Source organism: Streptomyces sp. NPDC006739 (assembly GCF_042869815.1).
Taxonomy (GTDB): Bacteria; Actinomycetota; Actinomycetes; order Streptomycetales; family Streptomycetaceae; genus Streptomyces.
Genome location: NZ_JBIAGM010000002.1, coordinates 637024 through 656392, shown reverse-complemented (window position 1 = coordinate 656392; position 19369 = coordinate 637024). Strand labels below are relative to the sequence as shown.

Below are 19369 nucleotides of genomic sequence, written 5' to 3'. Positions count from 1 at the left end.
GCCTAGAGCTCCGCGAGGAGTTCCGCCTTCTTGGCCGAGAACTCCTCGTCCGTCACCAGTCCCGCCTGGTGCAACTCCCCGAGGTGGCGGATGCGTTCGGCGATGTCGGCGGGGTCGCGGCGCGGGGTCGTTGCGGTCACCGCCGCCACCGCCCCGCGCGAGCGCACCGCGGCCAGCACCGCCGCGGCGAACGGCAGCGACTCGTGCACCGGGCCGTACCCGAGCCCGAACACCACCGCCGCCGGATCCTGGTCCGGCTGCTCGCGGCGCTCCCCGCCCGCGGGGTCCCGGGGCAGCAGCCGCAGATGCCCCTCGAACACCTCCGGCGAGCGCCACTCGACGCCGCTGAGGGCGCTGACCGGGTAACTCTGGTCCCCGGCCTTCCACTTCGCCGAGGACGCCCCCGTCCAGGACCACCGGAACCGCACGGCCTTCCCGTCGAAGGAGACCTTCGCGTCGTACGACTTGAACCGCAACGGGGCCTCGGGTGCCGCGACCAGATACCGCTCGGCCGGCCCGGACTCGGTCAGCAGCGGGCGCAGCTCCTCGGCGTAGTACTCGGCGAGCGTCTCCCGCTCGGCCGGCAGGACCAGCCGGTAGGGGTCGCAGGCCTCCCTGAGCTGCCCGTCGGCCGCCTCCATCAACGGGTCGGCGCCCGGGCGCACCTGGGCGCGCAGGACGACGGTGCCGCGCTTGCCGGGAGTGAGGGTCACCCCCTCGAGCGCGGACAGCGGGACGCGCCGTTCCCCCAGGGCCTGGAACAGCCTGGGTGTTCGAATCCCCCGTTCGTAGCGGATGAGCACGGAGTCGGACTCGAACTCCCAGACGGCATGAAAACCGGCCAGCACGTCACCCATGCGGCTCATGGTAAGCGGCACGTACTCCTCACGTCCCTCCCCGAGTGGACCGCACTTCCTGCTGTCTCTACGCGCGTCGGCCCGTCGACGCGTCGGACAAACCGGTCCGGCAGCCCTCGACATCGTGCGCGCAGGTCACCGAGTGGTATGCGCCGACCCCGATGTCCGCGAGGTTGCGCAGGCTGTCCGTGCCGGGCCGGAAGTACCCGGCGTGTCCCTGGGCGTCCCGGGCCGACAGCACCCGCGCCCCGAAGTCCGAGGAGACCGGGTCGGCCCCGTGCCCGAGTCCGCCGACCTCCAGGTAGGGCACGTTCTGGATCCAGTCGGTGGCGTCCCGCATCGCCCACACCTGGGCGGAGGTGTCCAGGTGCGAGGCCCTGGAGACCCGCATCCCGGGGCTGGCGGCCACGGCTATGTCGGCCACCCGGCGCGGCATGCCGTGCGCGGCGACCCCGCAGACCACCGAGCCGTAGCTGTGGCAGAACATCGACACCGGGGCGCCGCCGGGCAGGGCGCGCAGCAGCGCGTTCAGCCGTACGGCACCCTCCTCGGCGCGCATCGCGGTGGCCGCGTCCACGCCGAGTCCGTCGGGGGAGGTGTAGTCGGCCCAGGCGATCACGGCCGTCCGGGTCGTGGGGCTCGCGGTGCGCTCCGCCGTGTACAGCGCCTCGGCCATGCCGACCGGGGCGGTGTACTCGCGGTAGGTCTTCTCGAAGGTGAGCAGGTCCGTGTCGACACCGGGGACGACGACCGAGATCCGCTCGGCCTTCGTCAGGTTCCCGAACACCTCGGCGACCCGCCCGGAGCCCTCGGGGTCGAAGGCGAGGATCTGCCGGTCGCCCCGCATGAGCGCCTCGTAGCGGTGCATACGGCGCCCGGCGTCCTGCTGGCCGGCCGTGCTGAGCCGGTTGTCGTGCATGCGTTTCTTCTCGACCTTGCGCGCCTGGTTCAGCGCGACACGGTTGGCGCGGTAGCGCAGGGCGACCGGGGCGCCGTTCATGTTGCCGACCGCGAGCGGATAGCGCTGGACGAGGTACTCGCGCTCGTGCGGGGTGAGCGAGGCGAAGAAGCGGGCGAGCCGCGCGGGGTCCGCCCCGGGGTCCGGCAGGTGCAGTCCGTGGAGCGTGCCGTGCTCCCACTGGGAGAGCGAGGCCTGCAGTGCGGTCGTCTCCCGGTGGCTGCGCAGGGCGGTCCAGCCGGTGGTCGCGAGCATCACGAACACGACGGCCAGGGCGAGCAGCATGCGCCAGACGCTGAGTTGCGGGGGGGTGTCGAAGGAAGTCACTGGGAGGACACACTAGGAGAACGAGAGGGTCTCGGGGCAACCGAGTGACAGGGATCACGTTTTGCCGGGCGTGAGGTTGACCTCAGGCGCTGCGCCAGTTCCCGGTGAGCGCCGGCCCCACCTGGTCGAGGTAGGACGCGGTGAGCGCGCGGATCGCCTCCAGGCTGAAGTCCTCGCCGGTGCTCCACTGTCGTTCGGTGACCCGGATCACCCCGCCGAAGACGGCCACCATCAGCCGGGGCCGGGGGTCGGCGTCCACGTCGACGCCCTCCCGTTCGGCGAGGATGCGCGCGATGGTCTCCTCGGTGGCGGCGCTGCGGCGCAGATGCGCGGCGAGCAGGGCCGGGGTCGACTCGATCGTCCGGTACATGCGCAGGTACAGCTCGACCGGGACGGCCGACTCGACGGTCTCGCGGATCGTCTCCCAGCCCTCCAGCACCGCCCGGCGCAGCGCCTCCATCGGCGCCTCGTGCGGCGGGCGCGCCCGCACCGCCGCCACGTACTGCTCCTCGGTCATCTCCTGGACGGCGAACGCGGCCTCCTCCTTGCCGGCGAAGTAGCGGAAGAAGGTGCGCTGCGAGACGTCGACGGCCTCGGCGATCTCGTCGACGGTGGTGTGTTCGTAGCCCTGGGTGGTGAACAGTTCGAGCGCGGCCAGCAGCAATGCCTCCCGAGTACGCCGCTTCTTCCGCTCGCGCAGCGTTTCCGTCTCCATCGCCTCTTCTCTCCCGGTGGACGTCCTTCCAGCTCAGCGTAGGCGCTGGAGTTGTGTCAGTCACCGACTCGTGTCGGCGTTTGTCAACTGTCAGTGGCTGTCACTAGCCTCGAACACATGACTAGTCAGACCACCGTCGACACGACGGGACCGGGGGACCGGGCGGACGGCGTCCCGTCCGAGCCGCCCAGCCCCGCCGCGGCCTCCGGCCTGCGCGGCCATCCCTGGCTCACCCTGATAACCGTCGCCGTGGGGGTCATGATGGTGGCCCTCGACGGCACCATCGTGGCCATCGCCAACCCGGCGATCCAGAAGGACCTGGGGGCCACCTTCGCCCAGGTGCAGTGGATCACCAACGGCTACTTCCTCGCCCTCGCGGTCTCCCTGATCACCGCGGGCAAGCTCGGCGACCGCTTCGGGCACCGGCAGACCTTCCTCGTCGGCGTGACCGGCTTCGCCGCCGCCTCCGGCGCCATCGGACTGTCCGGCAGCATCGCGATGGTCGTCACCTTCCGTGTCTTCCAGGGACTGTTCGGCGCGCTGCTGATGCCGGCCGCGCTCGGCCTGCTGCGGGCCACCTTCCCGGCCGAGAAGCTCAACATGGCGATCGGCATCTGGGGCATGGTGATCGGCGCGTCCACCGCGGGCGGCCCCATCCTCGGCGGTGTCCTCGTCGAACACGTCAACTGGCAGTCGGTGTTCTTCATCAACGTGCCGGTCGGCGCCCTCGCCCTGGTCCTGGGCGTGCTGATCCTGCGCGACCACCGCGCCGAGAACGCCCCGCGCTCCTTCGACCTGCTCGGCATCGCCCTGCTCTCCGGCGCCATGTTCTGTCTGGTCTGGGCGCTCATCAAGGCTCCGGCCTGGGGCTGGGGCGACGGCAGGACCTGGGCGTTCATCGCCGGCTCGGTGCTGCTGTTCGGCCTCTTCTCGTTCTGGGAGACCAGGGTCGGGGAGCCGCTGATCCCGCTCGCCCTGTTCCGCTCGGTCCCGCTGTCGGCCGGTGTGGTCCTCATGGTCCTGATGGCCATCGCCTTCATGGGCGGCCTGTTCTTCGTGACGTTCTACCTCCAGAACGTGCACGGCATGAGCCCGATCGACGCGGGTCTGCACCTGCTCCCGCTCACCGGGATGATGATCGTCGGCTCCCCGCTGGCCGGCGCGTTGATCACCAAACTGGGCCCGCGCATCCCGCTGGCCGGCGGCATGGCGGCCACCGCGATCGCCATGTACGGCATGTCGACGCTGAAGGCCGACACCTCCAGCGGTCTGATGTCCGTCTGGTTCGCCCTCCTCGGTCTCGGCCTCGCGCCGGTCATGGTCGGCGCCACCGAGGTCATCGTCGGCAACGCCCCCATGGAGCTGTCCGGCGTGGCGGGCGGTCTGCAGCAGGCGGGCATGCAGATCGGCGGCAGCCTCGGTACTGCGGTGCTGGGCGCCGTGATGGCCTCCAAGGTGGACAGCGACCTCGCGGGCAACTGGACCGGCGCGGGGCTGCCGAAGCTGACCCCGGCTCAGCTGGACCAGGCCTCCCAGGCGGTCCAGGTCGGTGTGGCGCCGGTGCCGCACGGCACACCGGCCGCCGTCGCCGCGAAGATCACCTCCGTGGCGCACGACACCTTCATCTCCGGGATGAGCCTCGCCTCGCTGGTCGCGGCCGGCGTGGCGGCGGTCGCGATCTTCGTGGCCCTGCTCACCAAGCGGGGCGAGAACGCGGAGGCGGGCGCGGGCGTGGGCCACATCTGAGCGGTCTCCCGGAACGGCGGCCCTCAGCCGTTTCCGGGCGGTTCCTCCCGGCTCGCGGTGATTCATGCGGCCGGCGGGCGAATTCACGCCATCGCCGGACGGGATTCCCCTATCAGGGTGACTCCCCTAAAGATCCCTGGCACTGGGCCCGCGCCGCAGGTCACAGTGGGTCAAGTCCTCCGCAGGGCATGGGAGGACGGTGGGCCGGCGGCGCGCTGCCGGAGGGGGGCAGCGCGCGCAGGTCTGAGTCCGCGGAACAGGGGTACCCGTCGTACCGAACCCGAACTGTCCATACGTGACGAGGGAGTTGATGATGGCGGGATTCGGGCACGGAACGCGCAGGTACCCCCGTTCACGCGGCCGGACGTGGTCCCGGAGCGGGCCGGATCGCGCGACGCTCGGAATCATCGGGACCATCTGCGCGGTCGCCGGTTTCTTCACCCTGGGCATCATCCTGGGGCCGGTGGCCGCCGTGTGCGGCTGGCTCTCCATGGGCCGCGCATGGTCTCCCGACCGCAACATCCCCGCCCTCGTGGCCCTGGTCCTGGGCGCCATCGACACCCTGCTGGCCATCCTCTGGCTGGCGGGTTCGGCAACGGTGGGCCACGGGTTCTTCTGAGCGGCGCGGGTGGGCAGCGCTCAGTGCCGCTGCTCCTCCCGCGCGGCCAAAGCCGCCACTTCCGAGCGCAGCCGGCGGACCTCCTCCGTCAGTGACTCGATGGCCTGGGTCTGCCGCCGCTCTTCCAGGTCGTCCTTGGCGAACTGCCCGATGAACCACGCGGCGATGTTCGCTGTGACGACACCGAGCAGCGCGATCCCCGACAGCATCAGCCCGACCGCGATCATCCGGCCCAGCCCGGTGGTGGGCGCGTGGTCCCCGTACCCCACGGTCGTCATCGTCGTGAACGACCACCACACCGCGTCACCCAGCGTCCGGATGTTCCCGTGCGGGGCGTCGCGCTCCACGGACAGCACGGCCAGTGACCCGAACATCAGCAGCCCCACCACCGCACCCGCTACGTACGTGGTCAGGCGGATCTGCGAGGCCATCCGCGCCCGCCGCCCCACCAGCAGCAGCGTCGCCACCATCCGCAGCAGCCGCAGCGGCTGCAGCAGCGGCAGCACCACCGCGCACAGGTCTATCCAGTGCGACCGCACGAACTCCCGTCGGCGCCGGGCGAGTGCCAGCCGTATGACGTAGTCCACGGCGAACGACCCCCACACCACCCACTCCGTCACCGTGCACAGCCAGGTCAGCGACCGGTCGGCGGTGCTGTCCACGATCGGCACGGCATAGGCGACCGCGAACGTCACCGCGAGCGCCAGCAAAGGCCGTTGGGTACGCCGCTCCCAACAGGTCTGCGCCGACTGTTCGTTCATGCGGATAATCGTAAAGAACTGGTAAGGGCGGTGGAGACCGGCTCCACCGCCCTTCACCCGCTCACGCCGCCCGGGGCGGCGCGGCGCTACGCGTCGCCGCCGGCCGTTCCCGGGTGCGCCGCCGAGACGTCCAGCAGCTGGTACCGGTCGATGGCCTGCTTCAGCACCGACCGGTCCAGCTTCCCCTCGCGGGCCAGTTCGGTCAGCACCGCCACCACGACCGACTGCGCGTCGATGTGGAAGAACCGCCGCGCCGCACCGCGCGTGTCGGCGAAGCCGAAGCCGTCCGCGCCCAGCGACTGGTACGTCCCCGGCACCCACCGCGCGATCTGGTCAGGAACCGACCGCATCCAGTCGGACACGGCCACGAAGGGACCCTCGGCCCCGCTCAGCTTCCGTGTCACGTACGGCACCCGCTGCTCCTCCTCCGGGTGCAGCAGGTTGTGCTGCTCGACGGCGACGGCCTCGCGCCGCAGCTCGTTCCAGGAGGTCGCCGACCACACGTCGGCCCTGACGTTCCACTCCTCGCCGAGGATCCGCTGCGCCTCCAGCGCCCAGGGCACCGCCACGCCGGAGGCCATGATCTGCGCCGGGATCGAGCCCGTCGCGCTCTCGCTGATCCGGTGGATGCCCCTGAGGATGCCCTCGACGTCCACGTCCGCCGGCTCGGCCGGGTGCTGGATGGGCTCGTTGTAGACGGTCAGGTAGTAGAAGACGTCCTCGCCGTGCGGGTGCTCGGCGCTCTCCCCGTACATCCGCCGCAGACCGTCCTGCACGATGTGCGCGATCTCGTACGAGTACGCCGGGTCGTAGGCGACACAGGCGGGGTTGGTCGAGGCCAGCAGCTGGGAGTGGCCGTCCGCGTGCTGGAGCCCCTCACCGGTGAGAGTGGTACGCCCGGCGGTCGCACCCAGTACGAAACCGCGCGCCAGCTGGTCGGCCATCTGCCAGAACTGGTCGCCGGTGCGCTGGAAACCGAACATCGAGTAGAAGACGTAGACCGGGATGAGCGGCTCGCCGTGGGTGGCGTAGGCCGAGCCCGCCGCGATCAACGAGGCCGTGCAGCCCGCCTCCGAGATGCCGTCGTGCAGCATCTGACCGGTCGGCGACTCCTTGTAGGCCAGCAGCAGTTCCCGGTCCACGGACTCGTACTGCTGCCCCAGCGGGTTGTAGATCTTCGCACTCGGGAAGAAAGAGTCCATGCCGAACGTGCGGTACTCGTCCGGCGCGATCAGTACGAACCGCTTGCCGATCTCCTTGTCCCGCATCAGGTCCTTGAGCAGTCGCACAAAGGCCATGGTGGTGGCGATCGACTGCTGACCGGAACCCTTCTTCACGCTCGCGTACGTCTTGTCGTCGGGCAGCGCGAGCGGCTTGGAGCGCACGACGCGCGTCGGGACGTACCCGCCGCACTGCTTGCGCATGTCGTGCATGTACTGGATCTCTTCGGTGTCGCGGCCCGGGTGGTAGTACGGCGGCGCGCCGGACTCCAGCTCCTTGTCGGAGATCGGCAGGTGCAGCCGGTCCCGGAAGCGCTTGAGGTCGTCGACCGTCAGCTTCTTCATCTGGTGCGTGGCGTTGCGGCCCTCGAAGTTCGGGCCGAGCGTCCATCCCTTGATCGTCTTGGCCAGGATGACCGTCGGCTGGCCCTTGTGCTCCTTGGCCGCCTTGAAGGCCGCGTAGATCTTGCGGTGGTCGTGACCGCCGCGCCCCAGGTGCAGGATCTGGTCGTCGGTCATGTTCTCGACCATCGCGCGCAGCCGGTGGTCGTCGCCGAAGAAGTGCTCGCGGATGTAGGCGCCGGTCTCGGTGGCGTACGTCTGGAACTGGCCGTCGGGGGTCGTGTTCATCCTGTTGACCAGGATCCCGTCCCGGTCCTGCGCCAGCAGCGGGTCCCAGGAGCGGTCCCAGACCAGCTTGATCACGTTCCAGCCGGCACCCCGGAACTGCGACTCCAGCTCCTGGATGATCTTGCCGTTGCCGCGCACCGGCCCGTCCAGCCGCTGCAGGTTGCAGTTGACCACGAAGGTCAGGTTGTCCAGGCCCTCACGGGCGGCGATGGACAGCTGGCCGAGCGACTCCGGCTCGTCCATCTCGCCGTCGCCGAGGAACGCCCACACGTGCGACTGCGAGGTGTCGGCGATGCCCCGCGCCTCCATGTAGCGGTTCATCCGCGCCTGGAAGATCGCGCCCAGCGGGCCGAGCCCCATGGAGACCGTCGGGAACTCCCAGAAGTCCGGCATGGAGCGCGGGTGCGGGTAGCTGGAGAGGCCGTCCGGGTACTTCGACTTCTCCTGCCTGAAGCCGTCCAGCTGCTGCTCGGAGAGCCGGTCGAGCAGGTAGGCGCGCGCGTAGATGCCCGGGGAGGCGTGACCCTGGAAGAAGACCTGGTCGCCGCCGTCGCCGCCGTCCTTGCCGCGGAAGAAGTGGTTGAAGCCCACGTCGTAGAGGGAGGCGGAGGAGGCGAAGGTCGCGATGTGGCCGCCGACGCCGATGCCGGGGCGCTGGGCGCGCGAGACCATCACGGCCGCGTTCCAGCGGGTCGCGTTCAGGATCCTGCGCTCGATCTCCTCGTTGCCGGGGAAGAACGGCTCACTCTTGGTCGGGATCGTGTTGACGTAGTCCGTGCTGCGCATCTCGGGCACGGCCACGCGCTTCTCGCGGGCCCGCTCGATCAGGCGCAGCATGAGATAGCGGGCCCGCTCCCGGCCGCGCTCGTCGACGGCGGCGTCCAGGGAGTCGAGCCACTCCTGGGTCTCTTCGGGATCGAAGTCAGGAACCTGACTCGGAAGGCCGCCAATGATGATCGGGTTGCGATCGGATCCGGAAGCCACGCTGTTCCTTACCTGTCAGAGGGCCACTTTTTTTGCTTGTGCCTACACCGTTCCCCATCGTGTACCTCGGGAGGGCGTACGTCATCTCTACCGTGAGGTAACCGAGACGTCCGCCGAGCCCCTCTCCGGGCATATGGTTCCAAACCGGGCAAATCGGGCACAACGGTGTGGTGGATGACCATCGGGCTCGCGATACGGTGCCAGGAGTTGCGGCGACACGGCCCGGATCGTCACCGTTTCGGCGGTCTGTACGGCCGGGTACTTGCGCGATCCGCCCCGCCCGTGTGGACTACGGCCAATGCTTCGCGCACGCGCGTGGCTGAGATACTCACCAAGACATGATCAGGAGGCAACCCGTGAGCGCGACCGCGGACCACGCGGAGGAGCGGACGAGCCCTGCCGTCAGGCTGGGGTTCCAGCCCGAGCAGGTGGTCCAGGAGATCGGCTACGACGACGACGTCGACCAGGAGCTCCGCGAGTCCATCGAGGAAGTCATCGGCAACGAGCTGATGGACGAGGACTACGACGACGTGGCCGACGCCGTCGTGCTCTGGTTCCGCGACGATGACGGCGACCTGACGGATGCGCTGGTGGATGCCACCACGTACATCGAGGAAGGCGGCGCGATCCTGCTCCTGACGCCGAAGACCGGCCGTTCGGGGTACGTGGAGCCGAGTGACATCTCGGAAGCCGCGGCCACGGCGGGGCTGACGGCGTCCAAGAGCGTCAGCGTCGGCAAGGACTGGAGCGGCTCGCGACTGGCGACGCCGAAGGCCAAGGCCAAGAAGTGACCTGCCGGCCGGGCCGGGCGAGTGCGCCCGGCCCGGCCGCGGCACGGGCCACGGTGCCGGCTGCGTAGGGTGGTTCCCACCCGAACAGCCCACCGAGAGGAATGCAGGACGATGGCGATCCAGGTCGGCGACAAGGCCCCCGACTTCGAGCTCAAGGACAACCACGGCGCGAGCGTGAAGCTCTCCGACTTCCGCGGCCAGAAGAACGTGGTGCTGCTCTTCTACCCCTTCGCCTTCACCGGGGTCTGCACCGGTGAGCTGTGCGAGGTGCGCGACAACCTGCCGAAGTTCGCCGACCGCGACACGCAGGTGCTCGCCGTCTCCAACGACTCCATCCACACCCTGCGCGTCTTCGCCGAGCAGGAGGGCCTGGAGTACCCGCTGCTGAGCGACTTCTGGCCGCACGGCGAGGTCTCCCGCGCCTACGGGGTCTTCGCCGAGGACAAGGGCTGCGCGGTGCGCGGCACCTTCGTCATCGACAAGGAGGGCGTCGTCCGCTGGACGGTCGTCAACGCGCTCCCGGACGCCCGTGACCTCGGCGAGTACGTCAAGGCGCTCGACACCCTCTGACGGCGGGTCCAGGGACTGCGGGGAGCGGGAACCCGTCACTAGGATCGACACGTTGATCCCATATCCGAAGCACGACGGGGCTCCCCGCCCCTGGACACCAACTGGAGGACTCGTGGGAGTCAGCCTCAGCAAGGGCGGCAACGTATCGCTGACGAAGGAGGCTCCGGGCCTGACCGCCGTCATCGTCGGTCTCGGGTGGGACGTGCGCACCACGACCGGCACGGACTTCGACCTGGACGCCAGCGCGCTGCTGCTGAACGCGTCGGGCAAGGTCGGCAGCGACCAGAACTTCGTCTTCTTCAACAACCTCAAGAGCCCGGACGGCTCGGTCGAGCACACCGGGGACAACATCACCGGTGAGGGCGAGGGCGACGACGAGCAGATCAAGATCAACCTGGCGGCGGTCCCGGCCGACGTCGACAAGATCGTCTTCCCGGTGTCGATCTACGACGCGGAGAACCGCCAGCAGTCCTTCGGTCAGGTGCGCAACGCGTTCATCCGCGTCGTCAACCAGGCCGGCGAACAGGAGATCGCCCGGTACGACCTGAGCGAGGACGCCTCCACGGAGACCGCGATGGTCTTCGGGGAGCTGTACCGCAACGGCGCGGAGTGGAAGTTCCGGGCCATCGGCCAGGGCTACGCCTCGGGCCTGCGCGGCATCGCCCAGGACTTCGGCGTCAACGTCTGACCGTCGGTGCCCGTCTCGGCACCGACCCCCGGATCGTCCGGCGCCGCACCGTTTACGGTCGGCGCCGGACGCGCAGGACAACCGAAGAGGCACCACTAGGGGAGGACCAGCAATCATGGGCGTCACGCTCGCCAAGGGAGGCAACGTCTCCCTCTCCAAGGCCGCACCCAACCTGACCAACGTCATGATCGGGCTGGGCTGGGACGCGCGCTCCACCACCGGCGCCGACTTCGACCTGGACGCCAGCGCGCTGCTGTGCAGCGGCGGCCGGGTGATGGGCGACGAGTGGTTCGTCTTCTACAACCAGCTCAAGAGCCCGGACGGCTCGGTGGAGCACACCGGGGACAACCTCACCGGTGAGGGCGAGGGCGACGACGAATCGATCCTGGTCGACCTCGCGAGGGTCCCGGCCGGCTGCGACAAGATCATCTTCCCGGTCTCCATCCACCAGGCCGACGAGCGCGGCCAGACCTTCGGCCAGGTCTCCAACGCGTTCATCCGCGTGGTCAACCAGGCCGACGGCCAGGAGCTGGCCCGCTACGACCTCAGCGAGGACGCCAGCACGGAGACGGCCATGATCTTCGGCGAGCTGTACCGCTACGGCGGCGAGTGGAAGTTCCGCGCCGTCGGCCAGGGGTACGCGTCGGGGCTGCGGGGCATCGCCATGGACTTCGGCGTGAACGTCGGGTAGGCGGCGTCCGGGCCGTAGCCACCACGCTTTACACTCGTCGGGGTCAACGTTTAGCAAAGCCGAGTGCGGCGCGGGGCAGCCCGTACTTACAGGAGGGTTAGCCAGTGCTTCTGAAAACCTTCGGCTGGTCGTTCGCGGTCACCGCGCTCGGTCTGGTCGCGGCGGCGTTCTACGGGGGATGGACCGCCTTCGGCATCGTGGCGATCCTCGCCGTCCTGGAGATCTCGCTGTCGTTCGACAACGCGGTGGTCAACGCCGGGATCCTGAAGAAGATGAACGCCTTCTGGCAGAAGATCTTCCTCACCGTCGGCGTGCTCATCGCCGTCTTCGGTATGCGTCTGGTCTTCCCCGTCGTCATCGTGGCCCTCACGGCCAAGATCGGCCCCATCGACGCGGTCGACCTCGCGCTCAACAACAAGGACCACTACCAGCAGCTGGTCACCGACGCCCACCCGGCGATCGCCGCCTTCGGCGGCATGTTCCTGCTGATGATCTTCCTCGACTTCCTCTTCGAGGACCGGGACATCCAGTGGCTGCGCTGGATCGAGCGGCCGCTGGCCAAGCTCGGCAAGGTCGACATGCTGTCGGTCTGCATCGCCCTGATCGTCCTGCTGGTCACCTCCTTCACCTTCGCCACCCACGCCCACCAGCACGGCGGCGCCCACGTCGACAAGGGCCAGACGGTCCTGATCGCCGGCATCGCCGGCCTGATCACCTACATGATCGTCGGCGGTCTCTCCGGCTACTTCGAGGACAAGCTGGAGGAGGACGAGGAACGCGAGCACGAGGAGGAGGAAGAGGCCGAGCGCACCGGCCGCAAGCGCTCCGCGGTCGTCCTGGCCGGCCAGGCCGCGTTCTTCATGTTCCTCTACCTGGAGGTCCTGGACGCGTCCTTCTCCTTCGACGGCGTGATCGGCGCCTTCGCCATCACCAACGACATCGTGCTGATGGCGCTGGGCCTGGGCATCGGCGCGATGTACGTCCGCTCGCTCACCGTCTACCTGGTCCGCCAGGGCACCCTCGACGACTACGTCTACCTGGAGCACGGCGCGCACTACGCGATCGGCGCGCTGGCCGTGATCCTCATGGTCACCATCCAGTACGAGATCAACGAGGTCATCACCGGCCTGGTCGGCGTCGTCCTGATCGGCTGGTCCTTCTGGTCCTCGGTCCGCCGCAACCGCGCGCTGGCGGCGGCGGAGGGAAAAGCGGCGGGCTCGGACGAGAAGGCTGAGGTCCCGTCCGGGGTGTGACACCCTGCCGGGTGAGGAACGCTCAAGGCGGGGCGGCCTGCGAGGACGGACGTGTCCTTCGGCCGCCCCGCCGGTTTTCGACGAACGTGGGGGCGGGAATGGGCTTCTTCGACGGTCTGCTGGGCGCACGCGTCAACGACTTCGACACGGGCAGCGCCGACAACTCGATCCAGCTCACCAGGCGGCACCAGCAGGTGTCCCTCACCAAGCAGGACGCGGCCACCGGCCATCTGCGCGTCAACCTGAACTGGCGGATGCGCACCTCCGACTTCGACGGCACCCAGCGCACCAGCCTGCTGCGCCACCCCTTCAAGGCGCTGAAGCCGCCGGAGGTGCTGGGGCACGGCCAGAGCATGGTCAACGTCGACCTCGACCTGGGCTGCCTGTACGAGCTGATGGACGGCACCAAGGGGGTCGTACAGCCGCTGGGCGGCTACCTCGGTGACGTCAACGCGCCGCCGTACATCAAACTCAGCGGGGACGACCGGTTCGGCTCGGCGTCCGGCGAGACGATGTACGTCAACCTCGACCACCGGGACGCCATCAAACGGCTGCTGGTCTTCGTGTACATCTACGACCAGACCCCCGCCTTCGACCGCACGCACGCGGTGGTGACGCTCTACCCCAGCAACGGTCCCCGGATCGAGATAGGCCTCGACGAGCGGCACCCGCAGGCCCGGTCCTGCGCGGTGGTCCTCATCGAGAACGTCAAGGGGGAGCTGCTCGTCCGCCGCGAGGTGAAGTTCGTGTACGGGTTCCAGGGCGAGCTGGACCGGCTGTACGGGTGGGGGCTGCAGTGGGGGCGCGGCTACAAGACCAAGACGTGACAGCGCCGGCGCGGCCCCGGCGCGGTCAGCGTCCGACGAACTGCGGGCCCTGCGGCGGCAGCCGGAAGTTCGGGTCCTGGGCCGTCAGTACCGGCTGCGGCGGCTGCTGCGGATAGCCGTACGCCGGCTCCGGATAGCCGTAGGCGGGCCGGCCCGACGTGGGCTGCGGGTAGCCGTACGCCGGCTGGACCGGGGCCGCCGTGGGCCGCTCCGGAGGCAGCGGCCGGGAGGCGGGCTCCGGCTGCGGCGGCTCCTCGGCGGACTCGGACTCGTCCACCGAGATGCCGAAGTCGGTGGCGAGGCCCTTGAGGCCGTTGGAGTAGCCCTCGCCCAGGGCCCGGAACTTCCAGCCCTCGCCCCGGCGGTACAGCTCCCCGCAGATCAGCGCCGTCTCCCCGCCGGTCTCCGGCTTGATCTCGAAGTGGGCCAGCGGCTCGCCCTCGGCGACGGCGGCGTCGTACAGCAGGATGCGCAGGGCGGGTACGTGTTCGAAGGCGATACCATCCGCCGAAGCGACCAGCAGGATCCGGCCGACACCGGGCTCGACACCGGCGAGGTCCGTCTGGATCGTGTCCGTGAGGCCGTCGGCGCCCCGCTTCTTGCCGAGCCGCCACACCTTCCCGGAGGGGTGCCGGGGCTGGTTGTAGAAGACGAAGTCCTCGTCGGAGCGCACCCGACCGTCGAGGCCGAGGAGCAGCGCGGAGACGTCGACGTCCGGCACCTCCTGGCCCGGCGTCCAGCACAGCACGGCTCGCACCGTGGTGGCTTCGACCGGGACGTTCGACCCCTTCAGCATCGCGTGCGTCATGCGGTCATCCTGCCCTCTCGGTCCTGGTCACGACAATGCGGGGGGTGGGTCGGGCGACATGGCGGAGTTACCAGAAATTCATGCCCCGCGGGAACCTTGGACATGGATCCCTACGTACTATTACCGGCCACCCTTTACCGAATCCACAGCATCTCTTGGCCCTGGGGAAGTCCTATGCGTCATTTCGGGCACATCGCCCCTGAGGTGCGACAGCGCCTCTTCCACCAGGAGCCGTGCGAGTTCGGCGTCGGCTCCCCGGCCCGGCTGCTGTCCGCCGCCCTGGGCGCCACGCTGTACAGCCCGGCCACCCGGCCGAGGCTCGCCGACGACATCGTCAGACAGGCCGGCAACGGCGTGGTCTCGATGGTGCTGTGCCTGGAGGACTCGATCTCCGACGCGGACGTGGTGGAGGGCGAGGACAACCTCGTCCGCCAGTTCGCCGACCTCGCCGCGCGGACCGGCGGGGAGCTGCCCCTGCTGTTCGTCCGGGTCCGGGCCCCCGAGCAGATACCCGACCTCGTGCGGCGCCTCGGGCCCGACGCCCGGCTGCTGTCCGGGTTCGTGATGCCGAAGTTCACCGAGGAGCGCGGCATCCCCTTCCTCGAGGCGCTGACCTGCGCCGAGGCGGAGAGCGGACGGCGCCTGTTCGCCATGCCCGTACTGGAGTCCCCCGAACTGCTGTACCGCGAATCGCGCGTCGACACGCTCGAGGGCATCTTCCGCGCGATCGACAAGTACCGAGACCGGGTGCTCGCGCTCCGCCTCGGCGTGACCGACTTCTGCTCCTCCTACGGCCTGCGCCGCGCCCCCGACATGACGGCGTACGACGTCCAGATCGTCGCCTCCGTCATCGCCGACGTGGTCAACATGCTGGGCCGCGCCGACGGCACCGGATTCACCGTGACCGGGCCGGTGTGGGAGTACTTCCGGGTCCCGGAGCGCATGTTCAAGCCGATGCTGCGGCACAGCCCCTTCCTGGAGGGGCAGGCCGTGGAACTGCGCGAGCGGCTCATCGAGCACGCCATGGACGGTCTGCTGCGCGAGATCTCCCTGGACCAGGCCAACGGCCTGCTCGGCAAGACCTGCATCCACCCCTCCCACGTACTGCCCGTGCACGCGCTGTCCGTGGTCAGCCACGAGGAGTTCAGCGACGCGGCGGACATCCTGCGGCCCGAACGCGGCGGCGGGGGTGTCCTCAGGTCGGCCTACACGAACAAGATGAACGAGGTGAAGCCGCACCGCGCCTGGGCCGAGCGGATCATGCTCCGCGCCGAGGTGTTCGGCGTCGCCAACGAGGACGTCGGCTTCGTGGAACTGCTCGCCGCCGGGATACCCGGCTGACCACCCCCCAAAGCAAGGAACGCATGAACAAGGCAGTGAACGACGGGGTCTGGTCCGGCAGCTGGGTCGCCGAGCGACTCGGCGTCGAACTCGTGGGCGACGACGGCCTGCGGGCCCTGCTGGGGATGGCGCTGCGCCGCAACCCCAAGCGCGCCCACCTGCTCGTCTCCCACGTCCTGGGCAAGCACGTACCGCAGTCGCCGTCCGTGGTGTACGGCCACGGGTTCGCCCTGGGCCGGCGGGTGCGCGAGCTGCTCGGTGAGAAGGAGGCGGCCCGGGCCCTCGTGCTGGGCTACGCGGAGACCGCCACCGGCCTCGGCCACTCGGTCGCCGACGGCCTCGGCCTCGCCCCCTACCTGCACTCCACCCGCCGCCCGGTCGCCGGCGTCGCCCGGGCCGGCGGCTTCGAGGAGGCGCACTCGCACGCCACCTCGCACCTGCTGCTCCCCGAGGACCCGGCGCTGCTCGCCCAGGACGGCCCGCTGGTACTGGTCGACGACGAGTTCTCCACCGGCAACACGGTCCTGAACACCATCAGCGACCTGCACGAGCGCCATCCGCGCGAGCGGTACGTCGTGGTCGCCCTGGTCGACATGCGCTCGGCGCGGGACGCCGGCCGCCTGGAGCGGTTCGCGCGCGAGATCGGCGCCCGTGTGGACCTGGTCGCGACCGCCTCCGGGACCGTACGGCTGCCCGAGGGGGTGCTGGAGAAGGGGCAGGAACTGGTGGCCCGGTACGAGTCCCCGGCAGGCACCGCGCCCAAGGCGGCCGGCCGGATCGCCCGGGTCGGGCTCGACTGGCCGCACGGTCTGCCCGACGGCGGCCGGCACGGCTTCACCCCGGCCCACCGGGCCCGCCTGGAGGACGCCCTGCCCGCGCTGGCCGCCCGGCTCGCCGAGGCCCTGCCCGCCGACGCCCGGCGGGTGCTGGTGCTGGGCTTCGAGGAGCTGATGTACGCGCCGCTGCGGCTGGCCCACGCGCTGGAGCAGCTCGCCCCCGCCCCGCGGATACGGTTCTCCACCACCACCCGCTCGCCCGTCCTCGCGGTCGACGACCCCGGCTACGCGATACGCAGCCGGCTGGTCTTCCCGGCCCACGACGACCCGGCCGACGGCCCCGGTGAGCGCTACGCCTACAACGTGGCCGGCGGCGGCTTCGACGCCGTCGTCGCGGTCGTCGACTCGGCCGCCGACACCCCCGCGCTGCACGCGCCCGACGGCCTGCTCGCCCAGCTGGCCGCGCACACTCCGCACGTCCTGCTCGCCGTCGTACCGTCGTACGTCCCCGAGCCCGCGCAGGTTCCCGAAAGGCCGCCCATGCTCCCCGAGCCCCTCCGTGGTCCCGCCTTCTCCTCGTACCCGCCCGACGAGGTCGGCTGGCTGCTCCAGGACCTCTCGGACGTCACGCTGGAGGCGCCGACCGAGGAACGCGAGGAGGCCATCCAGAGCGGCGGGGCGCACTACGCGGAGTCACTGCCGGTGGAGTACCAGCCGAGCGAGCAGTACCAGGAGCTGTTCCGCACGGCACTGGACGCCTCGGCCGCGCGGCTGGCCCTGGCGGCCGGCGTGGTCACCGAGACGGTGATCGCGGAGCGGTCCCCCCGCCCCGTGCTGGTGTCGCTGGCCCGCGCGGGCACCCCGGTCGGCGCTCTCATGCGCCGCTGGGCCCGGTTCCGGCACGGCCTGGACCTGCCGCACTACGCCGTCTCCATCGTGCGCGGCCGGGGCATCGACACCAACGCGCTGCGCTGGCTGGCCGACCGTCACGACCCCCGGGACGTGGTCTTCGTCGACGGCTGGACCGGCAAGGGCGCCATCACCCGCGAACTCGCCGACGCGATCGCCCTGTTCGAGGCGACGGACGGCATCACGGGCTTCGACCCGGAGATCGCGGTGCTGGCCGACCCCGGCTCGTGCGTGCGCACGTACGGCACCCGGGAGGACTTCCTCATCCCCTCCGCCTGCCTGAACTCGACGGTCTCCGGACTGGTCTCCCGCACCGTGCTGCGCGCGGACCTGGTCGGCCCGCACGACTTCCACGGCGCGAAGTTCTACCGCGAACTGGCCGGCGCGGACGTGTCGGTGGCCTTCCTGGACGCGGTCTCGGACCGCTTCCCGGAGGTCGCGGACAGCGTGGCCACGGCGGCCAAGGAACTGGCCTGCGCCGACCGCACGCCGACCTGGGAGGGCTGGAAGGCGGTCGAGCGCATCAGCGAGGAGTACGGCATCCACGACGTGAACCTGGTCAAGCCCGGCGTCGGCGAGACCACCCGGGTGCTGCTGCGCCGGGTGCCGTGGAAGATCCTCGCGCGGGCCGGAGCCGGGGCCGACCTGGACCATGTGCGCCTGCTGGCCGCGCAGCGGGGCGTCCCCGTCGAGGAGGTCGCCGAACTGCCGTACACCTGCGTCGGGTTGATCCACCCGCAGTACACGCGCGGGGCGACCGGCGCCGACGGCCGGGCGGTGGCCCTCTGATGCCGGTGCTGGTGGCGAGCGACCTCGACCGTACGCTGATCTACTCCGCGGCGGCCCTCGCGCTGACCATGCCGGACGCGCGGGCCCCCCGGCTGCTGTGCGTGGAGGTGCACGAGAGCAGACCGCTGTCGTACATGACGGAGACCGCGGCCCAGCTGCTGACCGACCTGGGCGACGCGGCGGTGTTCGTGCCGACCACCACCCGCACCCGCAAGCAGTACCAGCGCATCAACCTGCCCGGTCCGGCGCCGAAGTACGCGATCTGCGCCAACGGCGGCCACCTGCTCGTGGACGGCGTCACCGACGCCGTCTGGCACGCCGGGGTGCTCGCGCGGCTGGCCGACGAGTGCGCGCCGCTGGCCGAGGTGCGGGCGCACCTGGAGGAGAGCGCCGATCCGGCCTGGGTGCGCAAGCACCGCGTCGCCGAGGACCTGTTCGCCTACCTGGTGGTCGAGCGCGAGCTGCTGCCCGAGGAGTGGGTGAAGGAGCTGGCGGTGTGGGCGGAGAACCGGGGCTGGACGGTGTCCCTGCAGGGCCGCAAGATCTACGCCGTCCCCAAGCCGCTCACCAAGAGCGCGGCCGTGCGCGAGATCGCCCGTCGCACCGGGGCCGAACTCGTCCTGGCCGCCGGTGACTCCCTCCTGGACGCCGATCTGCTCCTGGCGGCGGACCGGGGCTGGCGCCCCGGCCACGGCGAACTGGCGGACACGGACTTCACGGCGCCGGGGATCAGCGCGCTCCCGGAGCGAGGGGTGCTGGCCGGGGAACGCATCCTGCGGGAGTTCCTGCGGGCGCAACGCGCGACCGCCTAGGTCTCCAGGACCGGTCGGTCAGCCGCAGCAGCCCCCTCCGCAGCAGCCGCCGCCTCCGCCGCCCGCGCGGGGGGCCGGGGCGGACGGTGCCGACGCCGAGCCGCCGACGGCCACGGTCGACAGGAGCTTCACCGTGTCGTCGTGGCCGGCGGGGCAGGGGGCGGGGGCCGAGGACTCCGCCATGGGGCGGTTCAGTTCGAAGGTGTCGCCGCAGGTCCGGCAGCGGTACTCGTAACGAGGCATGCGCCCAGGTTAACCGTCGAGAGCAAACACACAGGGTTCTGTGTTTCTTATGGG

Annotated in this window: 18 protein-coding genes; 11 read left to right on the top strand and 7 right to left on the bottom strand. The window is 70.3% G+C overall.

What is annotated here, in order from left to right:
* Positions 1 to 2 precede the first annotated feature (2 nt).
* From ACFYMM_RS06410 to ACFYMM_RS06400, 3 genes are all read right to left on the bottom strand, one after another.
* Positions 3 to 857: a DUF4429 domain-containing protein gene (locus ACFYMM_RS06410; protein WP_388384403.1), complete on the bottom strand. Its 855-nt coding sequence runs from the start codon at positions 855 to 857 to the stop codon at positions 3 to 5.
* 67 nt (positions 858 to 924) lie between these two features.
* Complete coding sequence (locus ACFYMM_RS06405) at positions 925 to 2142, bottom strand: alpha/beta hydrolase (protein WP_388384401.1); 1218 nt, start codon at positions 2140 to 2142, stop codon at positions 925 to 927.
* 82 nt (positions 2143 to 2224) lie between these two features.
* A complete protein-coding gene (locus tag ACFYMM_RS06400; protein WP_388384399.1) occupies positions 2225 to 2857 on the bottom strand; it encodes a TetR family transcriptional regulator in 633 nt (210 codons plus the stop codon).
* 117 nt (positions 2858 to 2974) lie between these two features.
* Between ACFYMM_RS06400 and ACFYMM_RS06395 the strand changes: the two genes are divergently transcribed.
* The gene (locus ACFYMM_RS06395; protein WP_388384396.1) at positions 2975 to 4603 is read left to right on the top strand and encodes an MFS transporter; all 1629 of its coding nucleotides are present in this window, start codon (positions 2975 to 2977) and stop codon (positions 4601 to 4603) included.
* Positions 4604 to 4913: 310 nt separating this feature from the next.
* Complete coding sequence (locus ACFYMM_RS06390; RefSeq protein ID WP_388384534.1) at positions 4914 to 5222, top strand: small hydrophobic protein; 309 nt, start codon at positions 4914 to 4916, stop codon at positions 5220 to 5222.
* A 20-nt stretch (positions 5223 to 5242) separates the two neighbouring features.
* On the opposite strand, the gene ACFYMM_RS06385 is transcribed toward ACFYMM_RS06390, so the two are convergent.
* Entirely contained in the window at positions 5243 to 5983 is a 741-nt protein-coding gene (locus tag ACFYMM_RS06385; protein ID WP_388384394.1) for a potassium channel family protein, read from the bottom strand.
* Between the two features lie 86 nt (positions 5984 to 6069).
* Entirely contained in the window at positions 6070 to 8817 is a 2748-nt protein-coding gene (gene aceE / locus ACFYMM_RS06380) for a pyruvate dehydrogenase (acetyl-transferring), homodimeric type (protein WP_388384393.1), read from the bottom strand.
* A gap of 356 nt (positions 8818 to 9173) precedes the next feature.
* Between aceE and ACFYMM_RS06375 the strand changes: the two genes are divergently transcribed.
* The 6 genes from ACFYMM_RS06375 (at position 9174) to ACFYMM_RS06350 (ending at position 13637) form a co-directional block, all read left to right on the top strand.
* Complete coding sequence (locus ACFYMM_RS06375; protein ID WP_388384391.1) at positions 9174 to 9608, top strand: DUF3052 domain-containing protein; 435 nt, start codon at positions 9174 to 9176, stop codon at positions 9606 to 9608.
* Positions 9609 to 9719: 111 nt separating this feature from the next.
* Positions 9720 to 10178, top strand: a complete 459-nt coding sequence (locus ACFYMM_RS06370) for a peroxiredoxin (protein ID WP_388384389.1) — start codon at positions 9720 to 9722, stop codon at positions 10176 to 10178.
* Between the two features lie 112 nt (positions 10179 to 10290).
* Positions 10291 to 10866: a TerD family protein gene (locus tag ACFYMM_RS06365; protein WP_388384387.1), complete on the top strand. Its 576-nt coding sequence runs from the start codon at positions 10291 to 10293 to the stop codon at positions 10864 to 10866.
* 115 nt (positions 10867 to 10981) lie between these two features.
* A complete protein-coding gene (locus ACFYMM_RS06360) occupies positions 10982 to 11557 on the top strand; it encodes a TerD family protein (protein WP_388384385.1) in 576 nt (191 codons plus the stop codon).
* Between the two features lie 104 nt (positions 11558 to 11661).
* Complete coding sequence (locus ACFYMM_RS06355; protein WP_388384384.1) at positions 11662 to 12810, top strand: DUF475 domain-containing protein; 1149 nt, start codon at positions 11662 to 11664, stop codon at positions 12808 to 12810.
* Positions 12811 to 12908: 98 nt separating this feature from the next.
* Positions 12909 to 13637: a Tellurium resistance gene (locus ACFYMM_RS06350; protein ID WP_388384382.1), complete on the top strand. Its 729-nt coding sequence runs from the start codon at positions 12909 to 12911 to the stop codon at positions 13635 to 13637.
* A gap of 25 nt (positions 13638 to 13662) precedes the next feature.
* Here ACFYMM_RS06350 and ACFYMM_RS06345 read toward each other — a convergent pair whose 3' ends face one another.
* Positions 13663 to 14445: a TerD family protein gene (locus ACFYMM_RS06345; protein ID WP_388384380.1), complete on the bottom strand. Its 783-nt coding sequence runs from the start codon at positions 14443 to 14445 to the stop codon at positions 13663 to 13665.
* A 174-nt stretch (positions 14446 to 14619) separates the two neighbouring features.
* Between ACFYMM_RS06345 and ACFYMM_RS06340 the strand changes: the two genes are divergently transcribed.
* From ACFYMM_RS06340 to ACFYMM_RS06330, 3 genes are read left to right on the top strand one after another with little or no spacing between them, the layout of a single operon-like run.
* Positions 14620 to 15786, top strand: a complete 1167-nt coding sequence (locus ACFYMM_RS06340; protein WP_388384378.1) for an HpcH/HpaI aldolase/citrate lyase family protein — start codon at positions 14620 to 14622, stop codon at positions 15784 to 15786.
* Positions 15787 to 15809: 23 nt separating this feature from the next.
* The gene (locus ACFYMM_RS06335) at positions 15810 to 18260 is read left to right on the top strand and encodes a phosphoribosyltransferase (protein ID WP_388384376.1); all 2451 of its coding nucleotides are present in this window, start codon (positions 15810 to 15812) and stop codon (positions 18258 to 18260) included.
* A complete protein-coding gene (locus ACFYMM_RS06330; protein ID WP_388384374.1) occupies positions 18260 to 19072 on the top strand; it encodes an HAD family hydrolase in 813 nt (270 codons plus the stop codon). Before ACFYMM_RS06335 ends, ACFYMM_RS06330 begins: the two co-directional genes overlap by 1 nt.
* Before the next feature lie 18 nt (positions 19073 to 19090).
* On the opposite strand, the gene ACFYMM_RS06325 is transcribed toward ACFYMM_RS06330, so the two are convergent.
* A complete protein-coding gene (locus tag ACFYMM_RS06325; protein ID WP_388384373.1) occupies positions 19091 to 19315 on the bottom strand; it encodes a zinc ribbon domain-containing protein in 225 nt (74 codons plus the stop codon).
* Positions 19316 to 19369: the final 54 nt, after the last annotated feature.